Below are 25,518 nucleotides of genomic sequence, written 5' to 3'. Positions count from 1 at the left end.
ATCCTGGATGGCAGGAATGCCTACCCGACAAGAGTTAGGCTTTTTTGAGTTATACAGTTTAAATGCGGAGCAGCTTACCAAATCCGGATCTAAGTAAACGTAAAACTCCAGGCCCTTAGAAACCGGGTTTCTAAGGAGTTCAGTTTATTTACGCCCACCTACTTATCAACTTTATGCCTTTTGCGGTCAGGGAATTTCAGATTTCAGATTGAAAATCGTCAAAGCAAAACTTTACTTTTGAAATCTAAAATCTAAAATTTGAAATTCCCCTATCCACTAACAATTGAGCGATGACCAATCACTTATGAACTTTTCTTCTTAGTCGCAGTTGTTTTCGTCGTTTTTGCAGCTGTTTTCGTCCCGGTCTTAGTTGTCGATGTTGCCTTTTTGCTAGTAGAAGAACCAGTTGATTTACTCGACTTTGCAGTCGATTTTTTGGTAGATGCCTTAGTCGCTAAAAGTTCCAGCGCTTTTTCCAGCGTCACCTCTTCCACAGGTTGATCTTCCGGCACAGAAACATTAGTTTTGCCGTACTTAATGTAATGACCGTAGGGGCCATCGTAGATATTCACCGGCTCCCCATCCGCTGGGTGAGGACCCAATTCTCGTAACGGTTCCTTGGACTTGCTGTTTTTGCCGTTACGTCCCTTTTTCGGCTCATTCAGTAGCTCAATTGCACGTTCTAGAGCAATTGTCAAGATATTATCGCTAGATTTTAAAGAGCGGAAGTCTTTCCCTTCCTTGCCTCGATCGTGGACGACGTAAGGGCCAAAGCGTCCCAGTCCCGCCTGAATTTTGCTGCCGGTTTCTGGGTGAGAGCCGAGATTGCGTGGTAGAGACAGCAGTCCAACTGCCATATCCAGCGTCACATCCTCAAGGTTGACACCTTTGGGCAGGGAAGCGCGTTTGGGTTTTTTGTTCTCTTCAGTAACTTCGCCCAGTTGGACATAAGGGCCGTAGGTGCCAATCAGCACAAAAATCGGTTCCCCGGTTTCTGGATGCAAGCCCAATTTATCTGGCCCCTCGGTTTTCTGGCGCAGTAGCACCTCAACCTGCTCTGGGACTAGATCGGCTGGAGTCAGATCCTTGGGGATAGAGGCGGTGACCACACCGTTGCCGTTGTCTGCCTCAATATATGGGCCATATTTCCCTATGCGGACTTTGGCCGCCAGGTTCTCCAGTTCGACGGTGCGGGCTTCGGTGGGGTCAATTTCGTTTTCCCGTTCCTTGACTTGCGTCTCCAAACCTGTTTCTCCCAGATAGAATTTTCGCAGGTAGGGGAGCCAATCTGCTTCGCCGGTGGCAATATCATCCAGCGTCTGTTCCATCTTGGAGGTAAAACTGGTGTTTACCAAGTCGGGGAAGTGTTTTTCCAGGAGACTGGTGACGGCGAAGGCGGTGAAGGTGGGAATGAGGGCGTTAGCATTCATCTGGGCGTAGCCGCGATCGATAATCGTGCTGATGATGCTGGCGTAGGTACTGGGACGGCCAATGCCTTCGCTTTCCAACGTTTTGACGAGGGAAGCTTCGGTGTAACGGGCGGGTGGCTGGGTTTCGTGACCTAGAGCTTCTAGTTCGGTACAGTTGGGGCCTTCGCCTACCTTCAAAGGTGGCAAAATCACTTCCTGGTCTTCAATAGCGGCGTCGGGGTCGTCGGAACCCTCAACATAAGCACGCAAGTATCCGGCAAAGTCAATCCGCTTACCACTGGAGCGGAAACCGGCATCTTCGACTTGCAAATCAACGGAGATCAGGGTTTGGCGCGAGTCCGCCATTTGGGTAGCGACGGTGCGCTTCCAGATCAGGTCGTAAAGGTCGAATTCTCTACCGCTAAGTCCGGTTTCTTGGGGTGTGCGGAAGGTGTTACCCGCTGGGCGAATGGCTTCGTGGGCTTCTTGAGCGCCTTTGCTTTTGGTAGTGTATTGGCGGGGTTGAGGGCTGAGGTATTGTTTGCCGTACATTTGCTCGACGCAACTGCGGGCAGCTGCGATCGCTTGCCCCGACAAATGCACCGAGTCAGTTCTCATGTAGGTAATATAGCCCTGCTCATACAAACTTTGGGCAATCCGCATCGTGTCGCGAGCAGACAATCGCAGTTTGCGGTTCGACTCTTGTTGCAGCGTCGAAGTTGTAAATGGTGGAGACGGTTTGCGAGTAACTGGACGTTCGTCCAAGTTCGCCACCGTCCATTTTTTGCCGGTGAGTCGCTCTTTGAGAGCTAGAGCATCCGCTTCGTTGAGCAGAACAACATTTCGTCCAGCGGCGATTTGACCGGTTGATTCGTCGAAATCGCTCCCCGTAGCTATTTTTGTTCCTCTCAGGCTGATTAACTTCGCCTCAAAGGGGGTTTTCTGCTGCTCCAGGTCGGCTCTGAGATCCCAGTAACTGCCCATTCGGAAAGCGCGGCGATCGCGCTCTCTCTGCACCAGCAGCCGCACGGCGACCGACTGCACCCGTCCAGCTGACAATCCCCAAGCAATCTTCTTCCACAACAGCGGTGAGAGGGTGTAGCCTACGAGTCGGTCTAAAATCCGCCGCGTTTCTTGGGCGTGTACCACCTGTTCGTCGATTTCTCGGCAGTTTTTGAGGGATTCGCGGATAGCCTCTTGGGTGATTTCGTGAAATACCATCCGCTTGGTGGGAATTTTCGGTTTAAGCAGATCCTTCAGATGCCAGCTGATGCTTTCGCCTTCGCGGTCTTCGTCTGTTGCTAGTATAAGTTCGTCGGCTTCTTTGAGAGCCTGTTGCAACTCCTTGACGATTTTCTTTTTATTTTGGGGGATGACATACAGGGGTTCAAAATCTGCCTCCACATTTACCCCCAGCTGCGCCCATTTTTCCCCTTTCACCGCTTCGGGAATTTCTTCGGCAGATGAGGGGAGGTCGCGCACGTGGCCCATCGATGCCTCGACGCGGTAGTTGGAGGGCAGGAAGTTGCGAATAGTGCGTGCTTTTGTTGGAGATTCGACTATAACGAGAGTTGACATGGGAACAAGGGGAATAGCAGCTAGGCTAGACAGTCAAATTTAGAGAATTGCCTCAAAATGTCACGAGTTAAGGGAAAGAGGGCGTGGGACAGAGGGTTTTTATCCTATCCCAGCAGGTAGCTCAAAGCCAAACTTATTCGAGTGATATCTCATCTTTAACTTATATATGACTTCTATGGCTAGGGGGGAATTTTATATTTTGAGCATAAATACTCAAGAAGGAGCTAGGGGTTGGGGGCTAGGGGCTAGGGAAGAAGGGAGTAGAAAATCGGCTCTTCCGTACTTACTATGCTATTTGAGTAGAGGGGGAGAGTGGGAGAGGGGGAGAGTGGGAGAGGAGAAAAGAAATAAAAATGTTCTTAATTGAACAAAAGCATAGCAACTCCGAAAGAGCCCCAAATTTGGGGGAACCCAAAGTTTTGCTCCTCAAATTTGGGGGGAATCTAAAGTTTTGCTGTCCCAAATTTGGGGGCTGTGAGTGCGTAAGTCCTAGAGAAAAGATTGATGTATAGATATAGCTCCAAAGATCTTTGACGGAATGCTAATGCCTACGGCACGCACTCGCGTTCGCCCCTACAGAAATAAAAAAAGCACGGTCTGTGACCGTGCGGAGTATATTAAAGAAGTGCCTTCAGCTTGGAGATCAAGGCAAACTCACTATAAACTTTCTCGTTTCAGTAGGATAAAAATCTATGCAACCTATTCGCCAAGGCGACGTGATTTTACTGCCAGTGCAGCAGACAGGTGGAAAAAAGCTACCGCACTTGACTTTAGCAGAAGGTGAGGTGACGGGACATTCTCACCGGATCGGCAACGGTGAGGCTGAGTTATACGATCGCGATGGCACCCTTTATCTGCGAGTATTTTCCACTGAAGCGCTGTTAACCCACGAAGAGCATAAGCCGATCGCTGTTCCCCAAGGCGACTGGATGGTGCGAATTCAGCGGGAATACGAGCCAGCGGGATGGCGGTATGTCGCCGATTAGGATTGAGAAGCTGACGCCAGCACAAGAGGCTCTAATTCCCCAGTATAGGGAAAAGTGGCGAAAGATAGCTATTTCTACCGAAAGGATCGATCGTCAAAAAGCCGCAGAAGCGGTAAAAGCAGCATACACGGCGATCGGCTTACAAGAGCCTGAGATTCTGTTTTTTGATAGCCCTTTTGCTGCCTTCAGCCAACTGGAGAGCCAACTGTGGAGCCAACTGGAGAGCCAACTGGAGAGCCAACTGGAGAGCCAACTGGAGAGCCAACTGAAGAGCAAATTGTGGAGAAAACTGTGGAGCCAACTGTGGAGCCAACTGGAGAGCCAACTGGAGAGCCAACTGGAAAGCCAACTGGAAAACCAACTGGAAAGCCAACTGGAAAACCAACTGTGGAGGCAACTGGAAAGGCAACTGGAAAGGCAACTGTGGAGGCAACTGGAAAGCCAACTGTGGAGGCAACTGTGGAGTCAACTGTGGAGTCAACTGTGGAGCCAACTGAGGAGCCAACTGGATAACCAACTAGAGAGCCAACTGTGGAGCCACCTGTCGAGCCAACTGAAGAGCCAACTGAGGAGCCAACTGGATAACCAACTAAAGTTACAACTGGATAACCACCTGTCTCCCCAACTGAAAAGCCACCTGTCTCCCCAACTGAAAAGCCAAATTTTTGATTTTTGTATTTCCGTCTTAAATTGCACTATCGATCGAAGGAAATGGTCAGCATTGCAGTTGCTAGTTAAGAATTGTGGTTGGATTATTAATTTTGAAAATACTTGCTTCGTCTGCGATCGGCCCATAAAACTCTCTTTCGACAGTCAAAATATCCTACACGCAGAAGGAGAACCCGCGATTGAGTATGCTGATGGATACAGTCTCTACTGTTATCACGGCGTAACCTTACCTGAGAAATACGGAAAATTGCATCCGCATCAGTGGCAATCACAATGGATTTTAGAAGAAAATAATGCAGAACTCAGGCGAGTCTTAGTTCAAGGAATTGGCTACGCACGAATTTACCAAGAATTGCAAGCTAAGGAATTAGATTCATTTCGGGAATATACCCTATTAAAAATTGATGTTGCTTTTGATGTCGAGCCAATTTATTTGTTAAAAATGACCTGTTCTAGTACGGGTTTCATTCACACTTTGCGAGTACCGCCGGATATGGAATCAGCTAGAGAGGCAATTTGCTGGGTGAATTGGGAAGTCGATCCAGAGGAATTTGCAGTGGAAACTTAAAATGTCAGACAAAAAAATTACCGAACTATCGACCCAGAAGAATTTTCAGTACAAACATGAGATTTTAACATTTTGCTATAACCAAAGAGAGGTTCTGCTTCGAGCGTGCCAATTAAAAATGCTAAAATAACGTGCAGTTGGTATGGTAAGGATGAAACAGCATGAAAAAAATTGAAATTGAATTGGAAGAAGCAACCCTGGAAAAAGCTCAGTGGATGGCCAAGTGGCATCATTGTACTTTGGATGAATTGATGGGCAAGGCGATCGATGAGTTTGCGGTAACAGAAGCACCAAAATATCCCTTTATAGGAGGATGGGAGGATGAACCAGAATTAGTCGATCAGATGATGGCTGATATTATGAGAGATCGGGCAGCACACCCGTTAAATCAGAGATTTGGACAAAACGCAAATACGGCTGCATCTGTAGAAGCTAGCATTGCTGATGATACAGCCCAATTTTTAGAACAAAAAAGTGGACAAATCGCTTCTTGACACGGACATTTTTTCTGAAAGCCGCAAGCGTATTAATCAGCGCGTTGTAAGAAGGGGTACTGCTTATTTGGCTGTATTCACTCGATATACTATTTCTGCCATTACAGTAACGGAGGTTGTCAAAGGATGGCATAAGCTTCAACGGGAAGATCGCATTCAGGAGTTTTTGGCGGAAATTGTCGGTATGGAAGTGTTGCCACTAGACACTCACACCGCTGAAATGGCAGGACGGATTTACGGAGATTTGGAACGAACGGGACAACCAATTGGTTTGGCTGATGCGATAATTGCTGGTACTGCTCTACAACACGATTTAACTTTAGTAACAGGCAATGTAGCCCATTATCAGCGGATTCAAGGATTGGGTTACGGTTTGAAGCTGGATAACTGGCGCACATAAAAGCATTTAGAACATTATGATGCAAGCAGCCTGAAAGGCCATAATATTAAATACTATTAACTGTCCCAGTTTCGATGCCTAATCTCCAATACCTATACAATCTATGAGCTTTGCTGAACTTGTAACCCAGCTGAATGTTGGCACAATATTGCCGGAAAGTCTTGTCATTATCACTCTCATTGTGGTATTGGTGGGTGATTTGATTGTGGGGCGGACTTCTGCACGCTGGACGCCTTATGTAGCGATCGCAGGTCTTTTCGCCTCCATCGTCGCCCTATACTTTCAATGGGATATGGACAACACGATCTCGTTTCTGGGTGCCTTCAACAGTGATGCCCTCAGTGTCGTGTTTCGCGCTATCATTGCCCTGTCTGCTGCCGTGACAATTTTGATGTCCATCGGCTATATAGATAAGTCTGGCACCCCTTTGGGGGAATTTATCGTCATTTTGCTGACAGCAGCCCTGGGCGCGATGTTCCTATCTGGGGCAGATGAGCTGGTGACGATTTTTGTGAGTTTGGAAACTCTCAGTATCTCTTCTTACCTACTCACAGGTTACACCAAGCGCGATCCTCGATCGAACGAAGCAGCCTTGAAATACCTGCTGATTGGGGCTAGCAGTTCCGCGATCTTTCTGTATGGTTTATCGTTGCTGTACGGATTATCGGGTGGGGAAACTCAGTTAAACGCGATCGCAACTGGCATAGCCCTTCGGGGTCAATCTCTGGGTTTGGTAATCGCTTTAGTATTTGCGATCGCCGGTATCGCCTTCAAAATCTCCGCCGTACCCTTCCACCAGTGGACGCCTGACGTTTATGAAGGTTCTCCCACCCCAGTTGTCGCCTTCCTCTCCGTCGGTTCCAAAGCCGCCGGATTCGCCCTAGCCATCCGCCTGATGGTAACAGCTTTCCCGTTAGTCAGCGAACAGTGGCACTTTGTCTTCACCGCCCTCGCCATTCTCAGCATGGTTTTGGGTAACGTAGTCGCCCTCGCCCAAACTAGCATGAAACGGCTGCTAGCCTATTCTTCGATCGCCCAAGCTGGTTTCGTCATGCTTGGTTTGATTGCTGGTACGGAAGCCGGATATGCCAGTATGGTTTTTTACCTCCTGGTTTACCTATTTATGAACCTGGGAGGCTTCACCTGCGTCATCCTGTTCACTCTGCGGACGGGAACCGACCAAATTAGCGAATACTCCGGTTTGTATCAAAAAGATCCACTCCTCACATTGGGACTCAGCATTTGTCTACTTTCCTTGGGAGGAATTCCCCCCTTGGCTGGATTCTTTGGCAAACTGTATCTATTCTGGGCCGGTTGGCAAGCTGGACTCTACCTCTTGGTGTTGCTGGGACTGCTAACCAGTGTGATTTCGATTTACTACTATCTCCGCGTAGTCAAGATGATGGTAGTCAAAGAACCGCAAGAAATGTCAGATGCTGTCAAGAATTATCCCGAAATTCGCTGGAATTTACCGGGAATGCGACCTTTACAAGTTGGTTTGGTGCTGTCGGTAATTGCCACATCTTTAGCGGGGATTCTGTCTAACCCGCTGTTTACGCTGGCGAATAGTTCCGTTAGCCGCACGCCGATGTTGCAACAAGCTATACTTAGCAGTTCGTCCCCAGCAGTTAGCATGAAAATTGAAACAATCAGCAGTTTTCCTGAAAAGTAAATCTTTAAGGAAGATACTGAAAGTTATGAAAATGCCTGACATATCTGTCAGGCATTTTTTATCAAATTGGGAAGGGAAAATGAGAACCGAAGATTTGCTCAGTCAAGGAAATTTAGGAGAAGCGATCGCACAAGCTCACCTGAAGGAATGTCCCGCGAAAAGTGGCAGAACGATTTTTCCTGTCGGAGTGGAGGATTTATTTTAACGTGAGTTCGATTTGTGCGATCGCCTTACAAGCGCAAGCGAAGGCTGACGCTCACGGGCTTTGCCACAAGCTATAAGTTCCTCATCTTGATTGAAATTAGCGATTTTGGTAAACGTTTATTTAACACGCTTGAAATTTGAGTTTATTCAAAGTGATAAACTGGTTGTTCAATATCATACAATGAGGGCTTTTCTGGTTGATAAGTATAAGCAATCATTCCGGCTACTAAATTCACCATAAAATTAGCTACACTTCGATGTCTTGATCTGTTCAATTTGACATAGATTTTTCAATTGATCGTTCACCGATTCAATGATACCTCTTTTTCTTAGTTTCATTTTATCTGACCACAACTTGACGGGGTGACAACCCCGTCAAAAGCTTGATAAAATCAAGGACATAGCCCTCAGACCCCTCTGAAAAAATGGTAGCTTATTACGCCTTATTCTCATTAATTCGGCAACTATTCCTTGACAAAATTCCATACCGACTACCCAACATTGACCATATAATCCAATCCAAAAACTACTATGCCGACGCGGATCACGCCTGCACTCGTTAACACGACCGATATATTTCTGAAGTCCCCTAAGCTTAAGCTTGCGCCCTTGTAAAATCGCACAACTATAAGCAAAAGCTATTAATAAAATCAACGTTTTTAGGCGCTCGTCGCCAGCGTGACTTTTTTCAAGATTATAGCCTCCTGTTTTACAGTCCTTAAACATTGCTTCAATACCACTCCGACATTTAAAGGCTGTTATAGCTTGTGCCAATGTGCCTATATTTGTGAGCAAATACCAGCCTTCATCTTCACCCTGAAGGGGCGACAACTCTCAAACAGGATTGGATAGGGCATCAATGTCGCCAGTGCCTCAATACTCACTTGTTTATGAGTTTGCAGTAAAAAAAACTAAAATTGTTAGAGTTAAGTATTCGGTGTTTTTCAGTTGGCGTTGGAAACAAATTTGGTAAGATGGAGGTAACATTTTTTCCAGATGGGGCTTCTTGACAATACTGACCCCATCTTTTTTTACCATAAATCGGTCTAACCCTCGTCAATTATGGGGTTTGACGGGGTTGTCACCCCGTCAGGGGATCTGGGTCTTACCCAGATCCCTCCTCAAATCGCTCCCCAAAAGCAAAAGTCAAAAGCCATCCTCTTTCTTTTGACTTTTGACTTTTGACTTTTGACTTTTTTAGACGTTGCTACTGCTAGTAACCAGCACCTCACCTTTGAGCATCCGCGAAGCCGCATCGAGCAAAGCTTCTTCCAAATAAGGTTTGGTGAAGTAGCCCCTCGCGCCCCGCTCAACTGCCATTTGGCGATGTTTTTCCGCACCGCGAGAAGTGAGCATAGCTACCGGCAGATGATTCAAATCCGGGTCTTTTTGTAAGCGAGAGAGTAACTCCAGACCGTCCATCCTGGGCATTTCGATATCGCAGAAGACAATTTCGCAAGGCAAACCAGACTTGAGTTTATCCCAAGCTTCTTGACCGTCGCGAGCTTGTTCCACCCGATACCCAGCCTTATTAAACGTCATCGAGAGCAGTTCGCGCACAGTAATCGAATCATCGACAATCAGCACAGTAGGCTCGACTGGCTTCTCCTCGATCGTAATACCCGTACTGCGATCGCGCCAAATATTCCCACCCTGTTGAATGCGACCCAGCGAGAGGTCAATCAGTTCCAAAACATCGCCAATCGGCATAATCCGACCATCCCCCAGCACCGTCGCACCAGCAACGCCCAGCGGCTTGGGTATCGGCCCTTCGATTTGCTTAATTACAATTTCTTGTTCGCCCAACACCTGATCCACTTGCAGAGCGATGAAGTTGCCAGCAGTACGCAGCACTACAATCGAAATTGTATCCTCCTCCTTACTTCCGCCATACACACTGCCCCTCCCCAACTGGCGATGATAAGTCATCAAGTCCGAGAGAGGTCTAAACGGCAGTATCATATCGCGCCAAGGAACACATTGTTCGCCCTCCTCATTAATTTGGATGCGGTCTTTTTCTATATCCAGCGCATCTTCCACACCATCCATCGGGAAAGCGATCCGAGCCTTCTCGCTTAGGCAGCACAGCGCCTTGCAAATACTCAGAGTTAGGGGCAACCGAATAGTGAAAGTAGTTCCCTTCCCAGGCGTGGAATCAGTGGTAATCGTGCCGCGAATTTCGCTGAGACTGGTGAGAACCACGTCCATCCCAATCCCTTTACCAGCGAGCAAATCCGCTTCATCTTTGACGCTAAAACCAGGATGATAGATGAGTTGGTGTACATCATGACGGGAAATGGTCTTACCCTCTTCTTTTGTAATCAGTCCTTTTTCGATCGCCTTAGCTTTCACCCGTTCCACATCAATCCCAGCACCATCATCAGAGAACGAGATTACCGTCTGGTTGCCTTGGTGGAAGGCACGGATCGAGATCCTACCCACGGGTGGCTTACCAGCGCGTTGGCGCACTTCTGGACTTTCAACACCATGAGCCAGAGCATTATTAACCAAATGCTTCAGCGGGTCAGAGAAATGTTCCAGAATCAATTTATCGATCAGCGTCTCTCTACCTTCAATGCGTATCTCTGCCTGCTTACCCGACTCGGCAGCTTTATCTCGCACGTAGCGGAGTAACGGAAATATCCGTTCGATCTCTCCGAACGGCACCATCCGGGCGCGAGTCAAACCCTCTTGCAGTTGGGTACTTACCTGCCGGAACTGACGGCTGACTTGCTCGGTTTCATCCGTAACGAATTCAATATCAGAAGTAGACTCCCGCACGCGCACAATCAGCTCGATCATCTCTTGGGAGAGGGAGTGGAAACCCGTAAACCGATCCATTTCCAGGGGGTCGTACTCCCCACTGCCCAAGTGATGTGCAAGGGTAGAGCTTTCCGACAGGGATGAGCGATAGTTCTTGCGGCTAGCTAGTAGAGAAGCTTCCAAAAGCGTTCGCTCATAAAGATCCTGCATCCTAGCTCCCACATCGCTCAGTTGCTGCACTTGGTTGAGCAAGTTATCCAGACACAGCCGCAGCCGTTCTTGATCCTGCTCTAGGGTGTTGCGGTTCACCACCAGTTCCCCAACCAAATTGCTGAGGTTGTCCATGTGCTTGACTGGCACTTTCATGGTTTGTTCAAACCACGCTCTCGTCTGACGCTTCTGCGGAGTAGCCTGAGGGGTTCTTGGTTTCTGTCCGGTCATTCCCCCCGGTCCTTTCTCCACATCTGCGACCATTCGCTCCAGCTCGTCAAAGTTAAGGTCAAATGTATCGCTAGCGGTAACAGGGCTAGATACTGACGGGGTTGATTGGGCTGCGACTGGGGCGGTGTTCGGTTTCCCTAGCGATTCGCCCTCCAACAAAGCTTCCAGTTCGGCAAAGTCATCTAGTGCGTTGACTGTTGATGGTTGGGTGTTGACCTCTAGTTCTTGTGAGGGCGCAGGCGAACTCTCAACAGTTAGCAGGGCTTCTAATTCGGCAAAATCATCAAGTAAGCCATCTGGGTGAACCCCAGATCCGCCTCCCGCTTGCTCTTCATGGGCTAGGGGAAGATGATGTTCTTCTGTTTCCCTAGTCTCTTCATTTATCGAAGCTCCGGCGACATCCGCATTTTCAAAATCGAATTCCGCTCCGTCGTCAAAGCTTTCTAGTTGGAAGTCCTCAATACTAGATAGAGATTCCCCGCTTTCAGGATCGGTTTCTAGATTTAGAGAAAAGTCTTGCTCTTCATCTTCAGGATTTTGGAACAGAGCGAGAAACGCATCGTTTTCTGCTTCGTCACTATCTTCTTGGGCTAATTGCGGCGAGGTATCTAGCTCTGTTGAGAAGTCGTCTTCTAACCACGCCAATGTTTCGTGTTCCTCAGACTCATTTTCGCTCAACATTTCGGTTTGGGGAAGATCGATGAAATCTATCCCTGTTTCTGTTGATCCGTCGAAAAAGTCCGGTATTTCAAAGTCGTCTAGCTTACCGTCTCCAACAGGCGCTTCTGTCTCCTCTGCCCCTCTGTCCCTCTGCCCCTCTTCGCTCTCTGGTGTATCCCAATCCATCCAATTTTCGACCGTGCTGTCTTCTATGAAGAGGGTAATTTCTTCATTTTGAACATCAGCTTCAAAATCTAGAGCAAAGTCTGACTGTTCGTACTCACTATTTTGCGGAGGTGAAAATGGAGCAAAAATATCATCATTATCTTCTGCGCTATCCCAGTTTTCGTCAAGCTGCGCTTGGGGTGGGGGGAATTGTTTTTCTTCTTCAGTCAGCGCCCAATTTTCGTCACTAGACGCATCAAAACCATCGAATTCTTCAGCAGTTACCCCATCGCTGACGCCAAAACTATCTAGATCGAATTCGGCTGTTAAATCTGTTTCTGCTGATGGTTTTGAGAAGACCGCATTATCGGAACTACCAAAGAGGTCAAAACCCCCGTCTGAGTCAAAGTCGCTCATCAGCGCGGCGGGGGAAGCATCCGCTTGCTGGTTCATGTTCCAGAAATCTTCGCTTGAACTGTCGGAGAAAATATCCTGGTCAGGTGTGAGCCAACTTTCATCATCCAGTCCGCCTTCCTGCTCCAGCGTCTTCGGATCTTCCAATTCCTCACCCCAGAACTCGGTTGTTGTTTCTTGGTCTAGGGAGAAGAATGAGTCTATGCTTTCTTCTGTTCCGAGTTTTTGGTGTGGAGAGAACGGTTCGTTTTCAGTTGCCAAAGATACGGCTGCTGCTTGCTTTTTGTCACTGTATGCGCTATCTGCCTCTAGCGTCGGCTCTGACAAAGAGCCCAAATCTAAATCTTCGCTATCCGCAAAATCGTTAAGGTCAAACAGGTCTTCTGAGTGCTGAGTGACTTTGATTTCTCGATCCTCTGTGGGTGTTTCCGCAAATAAATCTAGCTCATCAAAATCATCCGTGAAAGCAGCCAGATTGCCTATTTCTTCTGGGTCGGTTTCATCCGTCCAGGTTATATCCCTATCGTCTAGACCCGAAAAATCTAATTCGGCATTAATTTCCGATTCGAGATTTGAGATTTGAGGTTCAACTTTTTCTTCTTCAATTGGCAATTCTAAATCTTGCTCTTCATACTCAAAACTTGGGAATTTAGAACTAAAATCTGGGGATTCTTCCAGATTTGCGATCTCATCAGCGTTTGCCCAATCATTATCCCAATCGCTCGAATCCTCCGTTGAGAGGTCGTCTGAAATTTGCTCTGTTAGGGTTTCTGCTTCAAAACCAATATCTTCCTTTTGCGGAAGTTCTTCCCAAAAGTCATCTTCATCCAAACCGACGAACAATTCACTGAGATTGTCTTTGCTGTTCGGGGATGGGTGAGATCCAGGATTGCTGTCGCTGTCGCTGACATTGAAATTAAATTCTTGGGCTCCTGCCGACTCATTTGAAGTGAGATCGTCGGTGAACGTTTCGTCAAACAAGCTGAAGTCGTCATCTGACGCTGGCTTTTGTTTTGTTGGTATTTCTGAATCTGACTCGAATAGATGGAGTAAAGTTTCATCTCCACCATCCTCGTTATCGAGATCTAGATCAGCCGATCCTAGATCTCTTGTGCTGTCTTCTTCAAAAATTGCCTCATCGAATAAACTGAATTGGTCTTGTGCTGTCGCTGAGTTTTCTAAGCTATCGTTGAACAGATCTGGTAAAGTTTCATCTTCGATATCATCAATGATATCGAGATGATGAGATGCGCGAGCGGGCGATCGCATCTCATCATCCTCAGAAAATGAATCATCAAACCAGCTGAGGTCGTCATCCAATTGACCGGACGCGGATCTAGAGGGTTCTTCCGAGACATCCTCGAACAGGTCGGCAAATTCATTTTCCCCATCCACATCTAAATCGTCGTCCATATCTGGCGCAGACTCAACAGCAGCATCCGTGAGGATTTCTTCTTCTTGCCACGTTGCGTCTAGCTCCAAGTCTGTCTCGAAAATATCGGCTAAGCTATTGAGTTCTGCTGCTCCTACCTCTGGGCCTGACGGCTCGGCGGATCTGACGGTATGCGGCGTTTCGCTCCAATCGAAGTTATTTAATGCTGTGTCGGGGGTTGTAGCTGCAAAGTCATAATCATTGTCAGAAGATGGGAAGCTGAAGCTATCGGGGACTTCTGTTTCGCCGATATCGCTTGTGCTTTCTGGATCGAAACCAACAGAAAACAGGTCTGACTCGTCGTCGGATCTTTCTAACTCCGCTTGGACTTGGACAACCGCAGGCTGAAGCTCTAGCAATTGCTCGCCGATCGAGATATCGTTAGGACGGCCTGCCAGGACTAATTCTTGGGCTGCTTTGATTTCTTTGATGATAACCGGCGCTAATGTTTGAGAAGAATTGTCAGGATTAGCTATAGCATTCTCAGTCATCTGCACCAAGTTAATCCAGGCTGGTAAATTAAACCGTTCGCCAAGACCAATCAAGCGGGAGCAACACTCTTGCAGTTGTGGCCGACTATCGGGCCAAGATGGTGGTTTGAATAGCTGCAACATCTGGCGCAGCACTTCCATCACATCTTGTTTAAAAGTTTTTAGCAGCAACTCGCTAGAGAACCCAGATGGTTTTGGTTCTACAACCGTAGCCTTGGGGGGCCCATTTGCCAATAGCTCTAAGTGCTGTTTGAGTTCTTCAAATACCGGGTCAACCCCTGACATCACACTTTCGGCCACATCGTCCGTCAGGCCAAAAGGGCCTTGAAGATGCTCTAAAAGTGACTGGAGGGTATCAAACACCCGTAAAAACAGGTTTTCTAGCTTTCGGTCAACCTGAATTGGACGCTCTTCTAGTTCTTTGAAATAGTCTTCCAGTCTATGAGAAGTTTTTTGAATACTGTGAATACCTAGCATTGCTGCCCCCCCTTTAACCGAGTGAGCAGCGCGGAAGACCTCCTTTACCATTTCTGGGTCGTCGATCGTGTTTTGCAGACTTAGCAAACCCTGCTGAATGGTATTGAGGTGATCCTTGGCCTCTTCAATAAAGTAGCCTAAAATGCGGTTTTTTTGTTCAGGCAGCATAGCCATGTCCCCATGAGAGTGCTTATTAGCATTAGCTTTCGCTTGCGCGTCAGCGTCCTTGCTCCGTGCTGAGATTTAAATTTTATTCTTTATGACCGACACTCTAGTTAAGAGAAAAAAGTCTTTGACTTTACGTAAAGCAGTGGTTACTCGGTACTCAGCACTTTTGTGGATACCTCTAATTTATCTTAACGCCACAGTCAGATAGGTTAGGACAGTATTGAACGCTCAAAGCAAGGAAGCGACTGTATTTGTACTAAAGTCGAAGCACTCACCACTTTGCTATAAATGCCTGACAATCAAAGGATTTTTGAATGCGTGACTTTTGCTCTTCGGCACTAGGGCGGCTAAACAAACCACCGCCAGACCTTTGGGATTGGCGGTGGTTTGTTTAGCGCTCTGCTGTTTCCACGCGGAAGCGTTCCACCGATGTAAGCAGGTCTCGCGCTACACCCACCAAGTGTTGCAACGAGCCGGACACGCGCTGAGCTTCTTGAGAAGTTTCTTGAGCGGTCAACTCTACGGATTGCACCACTTGGGCAACGTTGTAGGAAGTTTGGGTTTGCTGTACGGTATCGGCGGTGATGGAGCGTACCAGGGCGTCAATGCGATTTGACACTTGAATAATATCGTCAAGGCTGCGCTTGGATTGATCGGCCCGTTTGGTAACTTCAATCACCTGCTGGGTTGCTTCTTCCATTGCCATCATTACCAAGCCGGTTTCGCTTTGGATTTGCAATACGATCTGTTCGATTTCTTTTAGTGCTTTGGCGGATCTGTCTGCCAGCTGCCGCACTTCATCTGCAACGATCGCAAAGCCTCTACCTGCTTCTCCCGCTCTCGCCGCTTCAATACTAGCGTTAAGCGCCAACAGGTTGGTACGAGAAGCAATCTGGGCAATCAAAGCCACAATTTTGGCAATTTCCTGGGAAGATTCGGCGAGGCGCTTCACCTTGCGGGTGGTTTCTGCCACTGTTTCTCGAATGCCCAAGATACTGGCTACCGTTCTCTCGACAGCTTCGCCGCCCCTAAGAGCCATCGCAGAAGCGCTGCGAGCCACCTCTTCCGCTTGTTTGGCATTGTCGGCCACCCGTCGGATCAACTCTGTCATGCCTTGAACTTGATTGAGCGTCACGGCGAGTTCTTCGGCTTGTCTGAGGGCATCGGCGGACAATTCGCGGGCAAACCTTTCGTTATCCGAGGCCCCCTTATTAACTTGACGCGCTGCCATTTTCACCTGTTGTACGATGTCGCGCAGGTTTTGAATGGTCAAGTTAAAGGCATCGGCGACAGCTCCCAATACATCGGCTGTGACTTCAGCTTGTACGGTTAAGTCGCCTCTGGCGGCTCCTTCCACATCATCCAGCAAGCGGATCACCTGACGTTGCAAATCTTCTTTAGCCTGTTCTTGTTCTTCGGCTCTGCGTGTTGCTTCGCTGGTGGTGGTGAGCATGATGCGAGTCATTTGGTTGAAGCCAGCAGCCAATTGACCCAGCTCATCCTCTGAGAAAACCGTGGCTTGCAAATTCAGGTTGCCTTGAGAGACGGCATCGAACTGACTTTGCAGATCTGAGGTGGCGCGTCGGATATGCTTTTCTGTCAGTCCTACCATCACCAGGGTAGCGCCAGAACTGATGATTCCCGCTACACCAGCCATTGCCAAGCCGGTGTATTGCAGTTGCTTGAGTGCGTCCTCGTTCTTTGGTTTGTAGAAGATTTGACTGCTCAGGCTGATGACTGCGACGGCAACTGCCGAGACAGTACCGACAACCCCAGCGGTGATCCAACGTTTCTGGGCCATTGAGGCGTTATCGAAGAAAGCGAGCCAGCCTTGTTCGACTGTGACGTTAGGTTCGAGGCTGCGACTATCGGCGGGTTGGGGGATAAAAATTGGTGGCTCGGTGGTGGGAAATATGTCATCATCCCCAAAGGCCGAGCGATCGCTACTATCCTCCCGATCTGTCTGGATTCTGCTGCCTGTCGTTGTACTGCCTCCGCCAAGAGACCCGAACCCGGAAGAACTACTTGTGGGAGTTCCTAGACTGCCTGAATCGTCCAGGTTTTCAAAATCGGGTATATTCCCCAGATCGTCGTCAAATTCATCAAATTCTTCCAAAAAGCCGATTGTCCCCTTCCCCATCTGTGAATCTGATGGCATCTGGGACGCTCTGTAGGATATTTCATCGCTTCTGTCGCTTTCGTCACCGAAGGCAGCGTCAAAAGCATCCATGTCAAAGTTGTTTTGGGAATTGTAGCCATTTTGATCGGCTGGGGTAGCCCATCTGGGGCGTAAGTTTTGAGCTGATGCCGAGTATGGCTCTTCTCCTCCCAATAAAATTGTTTCATCTTCATTAACTGGGCCTCTGAAGTAACTAGGCTCCGATCCCGCTTTATCTTTGCCTATTTTGGAGCTAGGGACTTCTTGAGTTTGAGATTGGGAATTGTCGAAGTACGCTTGGTCTTTGGATGGTGTAAATGTCGCGTCAAATTGATGACCTGGCGGGTAAAGTTCGGGGTCGTCCTCATAGTTAGATTGAGCGTAGCCCATTGGGCTTTCCCCAGAGAAGGGCGAAGCTTCGTCTGTTACTTCTTCTGTATAGTTTTCCCAGTTTTGGTTTTCATCCATTGACAGCCATTGCTGCGACTCTGGGGTAAACTCATCCGAATAGTATTCTGGCTGTGCTGTGTAGCCAACCGATCCTTGATCGGTTGCAAACGGATCGATAAAAGCGGTTGCCTCATCTGAGTAAGCTCCTGCGTCATACTCATCATTCGATTCGGCAAAAGGATTGTCCAACTCTTGGTCGAATTGGGGCGACGGGGCTGCCGGGGCTGACGGGGCCGACGGGGCATACTGATATAGATCTTCATCGCCATCGAGATCCAAACCGTTCAAACTCAGCCCATTACTGCCGTTGGCGGTGGCATATTGGTCTTGTTGCCATTGATTTTGCTCATCTGAAAAGTCTGGGGAATCGATCGTGTAAGTATCATTTCCATCGTAGTCTTCTGGACTTTCTGGTTCGGTGTCCTCGGACGGTGGAGTTTCGCATTGACTAACATACTCCAGGCCATTGTTGGCATAATTAACATACTCGTCGTCGTCCGTGAGGGTCAGTACTAACTGATACTGTTGCCGTGCTTGGTCATACTCTTGCAAACCGCAGGATATATGACCCCGGAGTAGACGGATGCCCGGATCTTCGGGAAAATCTTCTACGAGTCGATCGACTATTACAGCCGCATCCTCGTAGTTGCCTTGCATATAGGCTGTTTCAGCCTGCTTATATTTCTGCTTATAATCCGTACTGGATGCCATTTGCCTCCTCCCAAAAAATTAAAAATTAAAAATTAAAAATTAAAAGTTTATTTTAGCTTTTTAATTTTTAATTTTTAACCGTTCTTATGCGGCCCACCGAGCCGATCGCAGAATTGCCACCTGATCCAGCAGTCGCAGACACTGATTTGCTTCATTTGCTTCAATGTCAAACACCCACTCGCCCCGAAGGAAGGGGGCCATGCTATCTGGCGCATTGTTCGGCATCTGCACTAAGTCCACATCAAGCCAGTCCATACCAACAATCTGGTCAACTGCCAACCCTAACATGGTGTCTTGATCTTCGATCGCTATTACGGGAATCTCCGGTCGGTCTGTATTCAACGGAACTGGATCTCCGAGAAACTGCCCCAAGTCAGCGACCCAAATCACCCGTCCCCTAAAGTTTAGAGTTCCCAAAAGCAAAGGAGATACATTTGGAATAGGAGTAATCCGGTCGGGAGGCTGAGAAATTACCTCGCGGATGCCTATTGCTCCCAGTGCCAGTTCCATACCGGAAGCAACGTAAAACCGTAGGTGCAACTCACCTTCAGGACTTTCTAATTCCTGGAATTCCGGAGCCTGATCTTGGCCTCTGCCAGTTAAAAAGTCCGGACTCCCAACCATAACATCCTCCATCAAAAGTCAAAAGTTAAAAATCACTCATTTAAAAGTCAGGCATTCAAAAGTCAAAAGTTAGCGGTTTGCTCTCTTAACCCATGACCAATAACCAACAACTATCCTCGTAACAGTTGTTTGACCGTTCCAATCAGTTCTGTTGGCTGAAACGGTTTAGCGATGTAGGCATCCGCCCCCTGTTTCATGCCCCAGTAGCGATCGAATTCTTCTCCTTTTGAAGAACACATCACTACTGGTACATTTTGGGTTTTAGGATCGGCCTTGAGGCGACGGCAAAGTTCATAGCCGTTCATCCTGGGCATCACAATATCCAAGACCACCAAGTCAGGACAACGACCCTGAATGTATTCCATTGCTTCGACCCCATCGCTGGCCACGGTCACATTCAGTCCACTTCCTTTCAGGAGGTCTGAGATCATCTCCCGTTGGGTGACGCTGTCTTCCACAACCAGAACCGTACTCATAACTTTTTACCTGATGCGCTGGTTTATACATTCAGTGAACTACTCCTACTAAGCTGACGCTTTAGTTGGAGCTTCTGAACTCATTGGGGAGCTACTTAAGACAGACTTACGTCCACCTTGAGGTCTTACCTCCCCTCCTTCAGCAAAGACGACTGTTTGATCCGCCTGTAGCATTCCGATATTGGTAGTGGCATAATTTTCAAGGGCATAAGCTTCGCCCCTACCAGCTTGGCTATCGCTGACTAACATAAAACTAAGTTTATGTTGTAAATCTGGCTCTTTCGGAGTTGTTATGCTTTTGTTCAAAAAAATAACGTTTTTATTCCTCTGCTCCTCTGCTCCCCTACTCCTCTGCTCAAGAGCAGAAGCGCTCAAATAGCATCGTAAATACGGAAGAAGTGTTTTGTTCTTACAGTTATAGAAGAACTTAGATATTCCTTGCCAAACTCTTTCCGACATGGCTTGACGAGCCATTAAATTGAGTTTTTTTATCCAAGAAAATTCAGGGTTGTCAGGGATAACTTTGCAGTATTTGTTCATATCGATGCCATTTACGCCGCGATTGTCCATCAAATAGCGGAGGCATTTGTTACGGACAAAAAGACAAGTCCGAATCATCTTGTCGATGACTCGATACTGAGTCTCTGTTCCTTGCAATTTAGCTTCGTAAACTAGCATTGAAAGAATCGCACAACTGATAAGATACTAACACGGGTGTAATTTTTGCGGACATCGAATCCCCAAAAATTACTGTATTTCATCCCCAGCTTACCGAGGCGGCAAGTGCGGGAGTCTTGTGGACAGTCAAGATAAAGGGTCAAAAGGTGAAGATACTGCGCTGAGAACCTCCAAAAGTAAGTTAATTCGACGAACCCAGAAGAGAGGCTTGCTAGGCGCTAAGGTTTAGCGGTGCTAGGATCGATTTCTGCGATCTCCTCTTCTAACGCATCAAGAGACAATTGAGTTTTTTGGGATAGGTTGGGGTTACAGGGGCCAACATATTTTTCCACGAGCATTAATAACTCGCTGTCGCCAAACGGCTTTGTGAGATAGTCAGTCGCCCCAACCATACGTGCTTTGACTCGATCGATAAAGCCATCTTTGCCGGTGAGCATCACGATTGGTGTTTGCCGGAAGGCTGTGGAGCGACGCAACATGGCACAAATCTCAAATCCATCCAGATCTGGCATGGCTATATCGCAAAGAATTAAGTCTGGCTTGATTTGAAAGACTAAACTCAGAGCCTTCAAGGGATTGTTAATCGCAGCAACTGCGTAACCATACTGTTTTAGGGTATACTCTACTGCTTTACAAGTGGCAATACCATCATCAATAAAGACAATGCGGGGTACTCCGGTTTCGGGGTACGATGTCAATTCTCGGTTGGAAGCAGTAGCACCTGTGGTGGGGTAGAGCAGTTGCACCCAGCCCTGCTGTATGTAAGGATAAATGGCTCGGGCTACTGGCAAAATTTCTCGATTTAGATAGCGAGCCATTTGGCGAATGGAAGTTTTGCCGTCAGCCCAATGCTCTAGGATTTTAAAGGTATTTTCTGGCAGTTTTTGGCGTAATTGGGCGGTATCTACAATGATCGGACATTGATCGGGAGACTGGATGTGGGGGTGAAACTGCTTCCACTCCTGCACCTGTTTCATGATGTGGGTCACAAGAGGGCCAATTTCCAGGGTTGTTAGTTGCGGTTCCAGGGCGGGGCCAATTTCAAAGATAAATGAACCATTACGTAAGCCCAGGAGGTCAAAAAGGGTTTCGCGCACCATGCTTTGGATGATGCTGCGCCCTTGAGCGGGGGTAACGATGTGCGTTTCCAGCAAATTCCACAAGTAGCCATATTCGGGGGCATTTAGAGTGGCTATGGATGGAACGCTTACGTTGTCTAGGGCAGCGTCTACCTTATAGCGACGCACGTAGTCGCGCAGGCGCGATAAACTGTTATCGCCGTTCGCTGCATAGGCAATTTGACCGTTGAGGAAAAATACAATCCAAAACTGCTCCTGCGATCGCGTTTTGAGATCGCGGGACGAACCGATCGAGCCTAGCGTGCGCGTAGCGTTTTCGCCACCGAACGCCTCTACTTCTAAGTACCCTGTTCGCTGACCCAACTCTATAAGTTGCAGAATACTGCGGATATCAATTTCACTCAACGTTCCCTGCATGGAACTATAGCGCTCTCCTAAAAATTCACTCTTCACTACATAAGAGGAAATCTAGACGTATTCAGTCTAGGTTAAAATTTAACGTAACTGCCAACACCGGCTGCTTTGTGTCTAATCCTCTGCGATCGGCCAATTATGAATAATTTTCGCATTTTCCCGGTAGCAAATTTCAAACCTTGAGCGGCCATTTGTGCTATTTGTGCAAGCAGGGGTGCCAATTGGGAAAAATTACCTAGTGCATCAGTTATTCTTGGGCGAGATTTACCAGGGCTTCTGTTGCGTAAGCTAGTATGGCTGTTGGAGGCAAGGCTTTGACTCGGTTCGGTCATGCTATATACATTAACCGCTCACTGTGACAAGTGAGTTCAGATTGTTTTAAATACGCAGTCTGCCTAAACTAAGTTTAGGCAGATAGACTAAATTATCCGGGGAAGGTTTAGCCTGCCTATCGGCCCCAGACACATCAAGAGGACTATCGGCGTGCTGTATCTAGCGGAAGTACAGAAACAGAAACAGTTAATGAGTGTTAAGACTGACCTCAAACTGCTAGCTTGTCAGCGGGGGGAAAGCTGGAGCCCAGTGCCGGGTGAGGAAGTGATTCCCGCTCCCCCTGATGAAGCTAATAAATATAGCGAGGGTGTATTGGTACTCGTTGAGATGTCGGCAAATCGACAGGTGCAACGCATTAACCCTGGGCGCGAATTAGTTGCTATTTTGCAAAATTTCTCTCGGCTGCAAGAAAAGTATAAGAATAAGGAAGAAGAAATCGAACAGTGGAAGGAGTCTCTGACGTATCAGGCTCAGGAGCTGAATCGTCGGGAGATGGAAATCCAGGCAAGGCAAGAACAGCTCGAACAAATGGAGGGGGAGTTTGAACGGTTAGAGCAGCAAAAGCTGGAGATTGACAGCGGTCGGGAGGAGGCGGAACGACTGCGAGAAGAGATTGACCGGAACCGTCAGGAGCTGGAAGGAGCCTGGGCTCACTTGCGAGGGGAGCAAGACCGGGTAAAGCAGCTGGAGGTAGAGTTTCAGCCGAAGGCTTCCCTCGATGACGATCAGGCTCACAATATACAAGAGTTGCTCAAGAGGATGTATGAGACGATCGCATCGCCAGAACCAATACAGGAACAACTAAATTTGGCGCTTGAGATAGTAGGGCAACAGCAGGCAGATCTCAACAAACACTGGGAGCAACTTGAGCAACAACGAACTTCTACTCAGGTTCTGCAAGATCGAATTGACAGTCAAGGTAACAATCTTCAAAATCGCTGGCAACAGTGGCAGCAAGACCGGGAAAATTTGGCGCAGGCACGCTTAAAGCTGATGGTACAGCAGAAGGATCTGGAACTGAAGCAGGAACAAGCTCAAAGGCTGAGTCTTCAGTTGCGGGGTCATGAAGATTTGCTTCAACAAGTTCAGCGTATGGCAGCAATGTCTTCTGATGTTAAGATCGGTCAGCAAATTGATGTTCAAGCTCTAGAGCGAATTTCTTTGCAAGAACTCCAGGTAATGGTGCAAAATCAGAAGCAGGAGTTGGAAAAGGCGAAACGTTTTCTGAGCGACCAGGAAGAAGAGCTGGAATTGCAGCGGGAGACTATTGCAGAATTGCAACAGAAAATTCAACGCGCTAGCGATTACGAGCGGTCAGCCCTGCAAGCTGAACTCGCGGATGAGCAAGACCGCTACCAAATACTTGACGACTCCGTTGTAGGTTCCCGCCGTACTGTGCGGGAGCAAGAAGAAGTTTTCAGTCAGCACGTTAGGGTACGGCGACGTCGGCAAGGAATACCGGAAGATGATGTACAAGACAATCAAAAGGTGGATCTCGGCCCGGTGCTGGCGCAGCTCGAAGCTTCTCGTCAACAACAGGCTGAAGAACTCCAAAAGCTGGAAAGGGATATTGAGCAGATGCGCTTGAATATTCAGCAAGCTCAGGGCATGATCGATCATCAGGATCGAGAACATGAGAACCAGCGTCTGGAATTGCAAACCACCGAGCAGAATTTACTTCCCCAGCGGACATCGGTAGCTGAAAATTGGGGTCGGTTGAAGCTTTATGAAGAAATTTTACAGCCGAGCCAGGATCAGCTGAACGAGCTGCGAGAGAAGTTGGAGGCTATAGCCGGGATACTGGCTCAGATTCATGAATCTGGTGATTATCAACACCATGCGATTGCTGAAATGCGGAAAATTTTCTTTAGCATCATGCCCAGCCATTTACAACAAGAACTGATTGCCTCTTAAATAGGGGCTAGAGGCTAGGGAGGAAGGGAGGAGATCCTACTCCGTATCTATTTTGGCTCGATCGCCTTTTAACTTTATTTAAGGCAGATCCAATCGTCGTCAACTTCTGCGATCGCACCTCCTGGAAATGGGTCAGTGCGAGAACGGTTAGGCGCTGTAATTAAGGCGGTGAGTTTTTCTACTTGCTCGAAGCTAGGGGCGGACGCTAACTCTTGTTGCAGAAATTGGCGGATAACGCGACGTTGCAGGGCTAGAGGTGCATTCTGCACGACAAGGCGATTTAGGCGATTGGTAATTGGGGATCGATCCTGCCTCTCTGCCCCTCTGCTTCCCTGCTCTGTTGCCTGTTGCAGTAGTTGGTGGGCGGCATCTTCTAAATATTGTACTTCCGCTTGTAAAAGTTCGGCTGTTTGGGCTAAGGCTTGCTCGACTTGAGGGTTGAAGTGCTGTTGCAGGTATGGTATAATTTTATGCCGAATCCGGTTACGAGCATATTTCAAATCTTGGTTAGTGGAATCTTCCCAAATGGGAAGTTGCATTTCCTCGCAGAATTTGCCTGTTTGGGTACGAGTGACTTCTAAAAGCGGACGCACCAGTTTGACTTTATCGGCGAGAGGACGTTGCCAGGTAAGGCTCTGCAAGCCATCTGCACCGCTGCCGCGAATTAAGTTGTAAAGTAGAGTTTCGGCCCGATCGCTGGCTGTGTGACCTGTGACGATGTAGGGGTAGTCGTGTTGTTGGGCTAAAGCACTTAAAGCTTGATAACGCCACTCTCGCGCCGCCGCTTCACTTTTGAGAAACTTTGTTTTTGCTGTTTGGCAAAAGAAAGCTAATTGCCAAGTTTTAGCTAGTTTTTCGACATGGTTGGCATTAGCTTCTGAGTCTTGACGCCAGCGGTGATCGCAGTGGGCAATTGCCAGATGCCATCCCCATTTTGGTTGTAAATCTAATAATAATTTCGCTAAGGAAAGAGAATCTTGTCCGCCAGATACAGCTACTAATAACCGCTGTTTTTGCGGCAATAGTTGACGTTGACGCAGAATTCGATGTATCTGGGCGTGGAGATCTGTCCAAAATGAACGTTCAGCCATCAGCAGTTAAATTTGCGATCGGGAAACTGGCAAAACAATATGTTCGGTAATTCCGGTACGGAAGTTTTAACTATATACAATTCCCGTCTAAAATAGTATTTTGATTATTGCTATTTATTTTGTTTTTGGTATATTTTTTATGGATTTGCTACCTTTTTCAGTAGTTTTTTCATTGTTTGAATTAGGTCGGCTGGCTGAAAAGGTTTAGTTATATAGGCATCTGCACCTTGTTTGAGGCCCCAGTAATGATCGAACTGTTCGCTCTTACTGGTACACATTAGCACAGGTATATTCTGTTCTTTGAAGTTATTTTTGACCCAACGGCAGAGTTCGTAGCCGTTCATTCGGGGCATAACGATATCGGTTATCACTAAATCTGGGCATTTAGCTTGCATTTTTTCGATCGCATCGATGCCGTCACACGCCTCAATAACTTGTACTCCTTTGCTTTTGAGCAAATCGGAAACCATCGTTCGGACGGTGGGACTGTCATCTACAAGCAGAACTGTAATCATCTTTTTTCCGATACATTTTTGCTAACGTTTGCTAACAAATACACTCTCTGAGAGAGGGCGTATCAACCAATGCACGAAGGAAAA

General features: G+C 47.6%; 17 protein-coding genes and 1 pseudogene. 7 read left to right on the top strand and 11 right to left on the bottom strand.

Annotated features, from left to right (window positions below; translation table 11 throughout):
* Positions 1–302: 302 nt before the first annotated feature.
* On the bottom strand, positions 303–2,987 hold the full coding sequence (gene topA / locus LAY57_RS29340) for a type I DNA topoisomerase (protein ID WP_249070717.1): 2,685 nt from the start codon (positions 2,985–2,987) through the stop codon (positions 303–305).
* Positions 2,988–3,679: 692 nt separating this feature from the next.
* Here topA and LAY57_RS29335 point away from each other — a divergent pair.
* The 6 genes from LAY57_RS29335 to LAY57_RS35980 all read left to right on the top strand — a co-directional run bounded on the left by LAY57_RS29335 (position 3,680) and on the right by LAY57_RS35980 (position 7,981).
* A complete protein-coding gene (locus tag LAY57_RS29335) occupies positions 3,680–3,973 on the top strand; it encodes a DUF8820 family protein (RefSeq protein ID WP_249070716.1) in 294 nt (97 codons plus the stop codon).
* Positions 3,960–5,210, top strand: a complete 1,251-nt coding sequence (locus tag LAY57_RS29330; protein ID WP_249070715.1) for a DUF6745 domain-containing protein — start codon at positions 3,960–3,962, stop codon at positions 5,208–5,210. The genes LAY57_RS29335 and LAY57_RS29330 overlap by 14 nt, the downstream gene beginning before the upstream one ends.
* Positions 5,211–5,371: 161 nt before the next feature.
* Positions 5,372–5,704: a hypothetical protein gene (locus tag LAY57_RS29325; RefSeq protein WP_249070714.1), complete on the top strand. Its 333-nt coding sequence runs from the start codon at positions 5,372–5,374 to the stop codon at positions 5,702–5,704.
* Complete coding sequence (locus LAY57_RS29320) at positions 5,685–6,104, top strand: type II toxin-antitoxin system VapC family toxin (protein ID WP_338022515.1); 420 nt, start codon at positions 5,685–5,687, stop codon at positions 6,102–6,104. The genes LAY57_RS29325 and LAY57_RS29320 overlap by 20 nt, the downstream gene beginning before the upstream one ends.
* A 103-nt stretch (positions 6,105–6,207) precedes the next feature.
* On the top strand, positions 6,208–7,776 hold the full coding sequence (locus tag LAY57_RS29315) for an NAD(P)H-quinone oxidoreductase subunit N (protein WP_249070712.1): 1,569 nt from the start codon (positions 6,208–6,210) through the stop codon (positions 7,774–7,776).
* Positions 7,777–7,855: 79 nt separating this feature from the next.
* Positions 7,856–7,981, top strand: a complete 126-nt coding sequence (locus tag LAY57_RS35980) for a hypothetical protein (RefSeq protein WP_275994393.1) — start codon at positions 7,856–7,858, stop codon at positions 7,979–7,981.
* 142 nt (positions 7,982–8,123) lie between these two features.
* Here the strand turns inward: LAY57_RS35980 and LAY57_RS29310 are convergent.
* The 8 genes and pseudogenes from LAY57_RS29310 to LAY57_RS29275 all read right to left on the bottom strand — a co-directional run.
* A pseudogene (locus LAY57_RS29310) lies at positions 8,124–8,328 on the bottom strand (transposase); the annotation flags it as partial.
* Positions 8,329–9,177: 849 nt separating this feature from the next.
* Positions 9,178–14,991, bottom strand: coding sequence for a hybrid sensor histidine kinase/response regulator (locus LAY57_RS29305; protein ID WP_249070711.1), 5,814 nt, complete (start codon positions 14,989–14,991; stop codon positions 9,178–9,180).
* Between the two features lie 391 nt (positions 14,992–15,382).
* Entirely contained in the window at positions 15,383–18,310 is a 2,928-nt protein-coding gene (locus tag LAY57_RS29300) for a methyl-accepting chemotaxis protein (protein WP_249070710.1), read from the bottom strand.
* Between the two features lie 84 nt (positions 18,311–18,394).
* Positions 18,395–18,934, bottom strand: a complete 540-nt coding sequence (locus LAY57_RS29295; RefSeq protein ID WP_249070709.1) for a chemotaxis protein CheW — start codon at positions 18,932–18,934, stop codon at positions 18,395–18,397.
* 110 nt (positions 18,935–19,044) lie between these two features.
* Entirely contained in the window at positions 19,045–19,410 is a 366-nt protein-coding gene (locus LAY57_RS29290) for a response regulator transcription factor (RefSeq protein ID WP_249070708.1), read from the bottom strand.
* 48 nt (positions 19,411–19,458) lie between these two features.
* A complete protein-coding gene (locus tag LAY57_RS29285; RefSeq protein WP_249070707.1) occupies positions 19,459–20,088 on the bottom strand; it encodes a hypothetical protein in 630 nt (209 codons plus the stop codon).
* A 218-nt stretch (positions 20,089–20,306) separates the two neighbouring features.
* Positions 20,307–21,584 (bottom strand): response regulator, encoded by a 1,278-nt coding sequence (locus LAY57_RS29280; RefSeq protein ID WP_249070718.1) that lies wholly within the window; start codon positions 21,582–21,584, stop codon positions 20,307–20,309.
* A 71-nt stretch (positions 21,585–21,655) separates the two neighbouring features.
* The gene (locus LAY57_RS29275; protein ID WP_249070706.1) at positions 21,656–21,913 is read right to left on the bottom strand and encodes a hypothetical protein; all 258 of its coding nucleotides are present in this window, start codon (positions 21,911–21,913) and stop codon (positions 21,656–21,658) included.
* Positions 21,914–22,064: 151 nt separating this feature from the next.
* Here LAY57_RS29275 and hmpF point away from each other — a divergent pair, with 151 nt between their 5' ends.
* Positions 22,065–23,828 (top strand): pilus motility taxis protein HmpF, encoded by a 1,764-nt coding sequence (gene hmpF, locus LAY57_RS29270; RefSeq protein WP_338022514.1) that lies wholly within the window; start codon positions 22,065–22,067, stop codon positions 23,826–23,828.
* A 74-nt stretch (positions 23,829–23,902) separates the two neighbouring features.
* On the opposite strand, the gene tilS is transcribed toward hmpF, so the two are convergent.
* Positions 23,903–24,919 carry a tRNA lysidine(34) synthetase TilS gene (gene tilS, locus LAY57_RS29265; RefSeq protein WP_249070704.1) on the bottom strand — a complete coding sequence of 339 codons (1,017 nt, stop codon included), beginning with the start codon at positions 24,917–24,919 and terminating at the stop codon, positions 23,903–23,905.
* Between the two features lie 137 nt (positions 24,920–25,056).
* Complete coding sequence (locus LAY57_RS29260) at positions 25,057–25,434, bottom strand: response regulator (protein WP_249070703.1); 378 nt, start codon at positions 25,432–25,434, stop codon at positions 25,057–25,059.
* Between the last annotated feature and the right edge of the window lie 84 nt (positions 25,435–25,518).

It is taken from the genome of Argonema antarcticum A004/B2, from assembly GCF_023333585.1.
In the GTDB taxonomy this organism is placed as follows: domain Bacteria; phylum Cyanobacteriota; class Cyanobacteriia; order Cyanobacteriales; family Aerosakkonemataceae; genus Argonema; species Argonema antarcticum.
The sequence above is the reverse complement of the archived record's forward strand: the minus strand, read 5'-3'. Positions and strand labels throughout refer to the sequence as shown.

Bases quoted from the DNA above. Each gene is read 5' to 3' on its own strand.
- LAY57_RS29325 (WP_249070714.1), top strand. From the start codon at position 5,372: ATGAAAAAAATTGAAATTGAATTGGAAGAAGCAACCCTGGAAAAAGCT.
- LAY57_RS29335 (WP_249070716.1), top strand. From the start codon at position 3,680: ATGCAACCTATTCGCCAAGGCGACGTGATTTTACTGCCAGTGCAGCAG.
- tilS (WP_249070704.1), bottom strand. From the start codon at position 24,919: ATGGCTGAACGTTCATTTTGGACAGATCTCCACGCCCAGATACATCGA.
- LAY57_RS35980 (WP_275994393.1), top strand. From the start codon at position 7,856: ATGAGAACCGAAGATTTGCTCAGTCAAGGAAATTTAGGAGAAGCGATC.
- LAY57_RS29295 (WP_249070709.1), bottom strand. From the start codon at position 18,934: ATGGTTGGGAGTCCGGACTTTTTAACTGGCAGAGGCCAAGATCAGGCT.
- LAY57_RS29260 (WP_249070703.1), bottom strand. From the start codon at position 25,434: ATGATTACAGTTCTGCTTGTAGATGACAGTCCCACCGTCCGAACGATG.
- LAY57_RS29300 (WP_249070710.1), bottom strand. From the start codon at position 18,310: ATGGCATCCAGTACGGATTATAAGCAGAAATATAAGCAGGCTGAAACA.
- LAY57_RS29315 (WP_249070712.1), top strand. From the start codon at position 6,208: ATGAGCTTTGCTGAACTTGTAACCCAGCTGAATGTTGGCACAATATTG.
- LAY57_RS29330 (WP_249070715.1), top strand. From the start codon at position 3,960: ATGTCGCCGATTAGGATTGAGAAGCTGACGCCAGCACAAGAGGCTCTA.
- LAY57_RS29285 (WP_249070707.1), bottom strand. From the start codon at position 20,088: ATGCTAGTTTACGAAGCTAAATTGCAAGGAACAGAGACTCAGTATCGA.
- LAY57_RS29280 (WP_249070718.1), bottom strand. From the start codon at position 21,584: ATGCAGGGAACGTTGAGTGAAATTGATATCCGCAGTATTCTGCAACTT.
- LAY57_RS29305 (WP_249070711.1), bottom strand. From the start codon at position 14,991: ATGCTGCCTGAACAAAAAAACCGCATTTTAGGCTACTTTATTGAAGAG.
- LAY57_RS29290 (WP_249070708.1), bottom strand. From the start codon at position 19,410: ATGAGTACGGTTCTGGTTGTGGAAGACAGCGTCACCCAACGGGAGATG.
- topA (WP_249070717.1), bottom strand. From the start codon at position 2,987: ATGTCAACTCTCGTTATAGTCGAATCTCCAACAAAAGCACGCACTATT.
- LAY57_RS29275 (WP_249070706.1), bottom strand. From the start codon at position 21,913: ATGACCGAACCGAGTCAAAGCCTTGCCTCCAACAGCCATACTAGCTTA.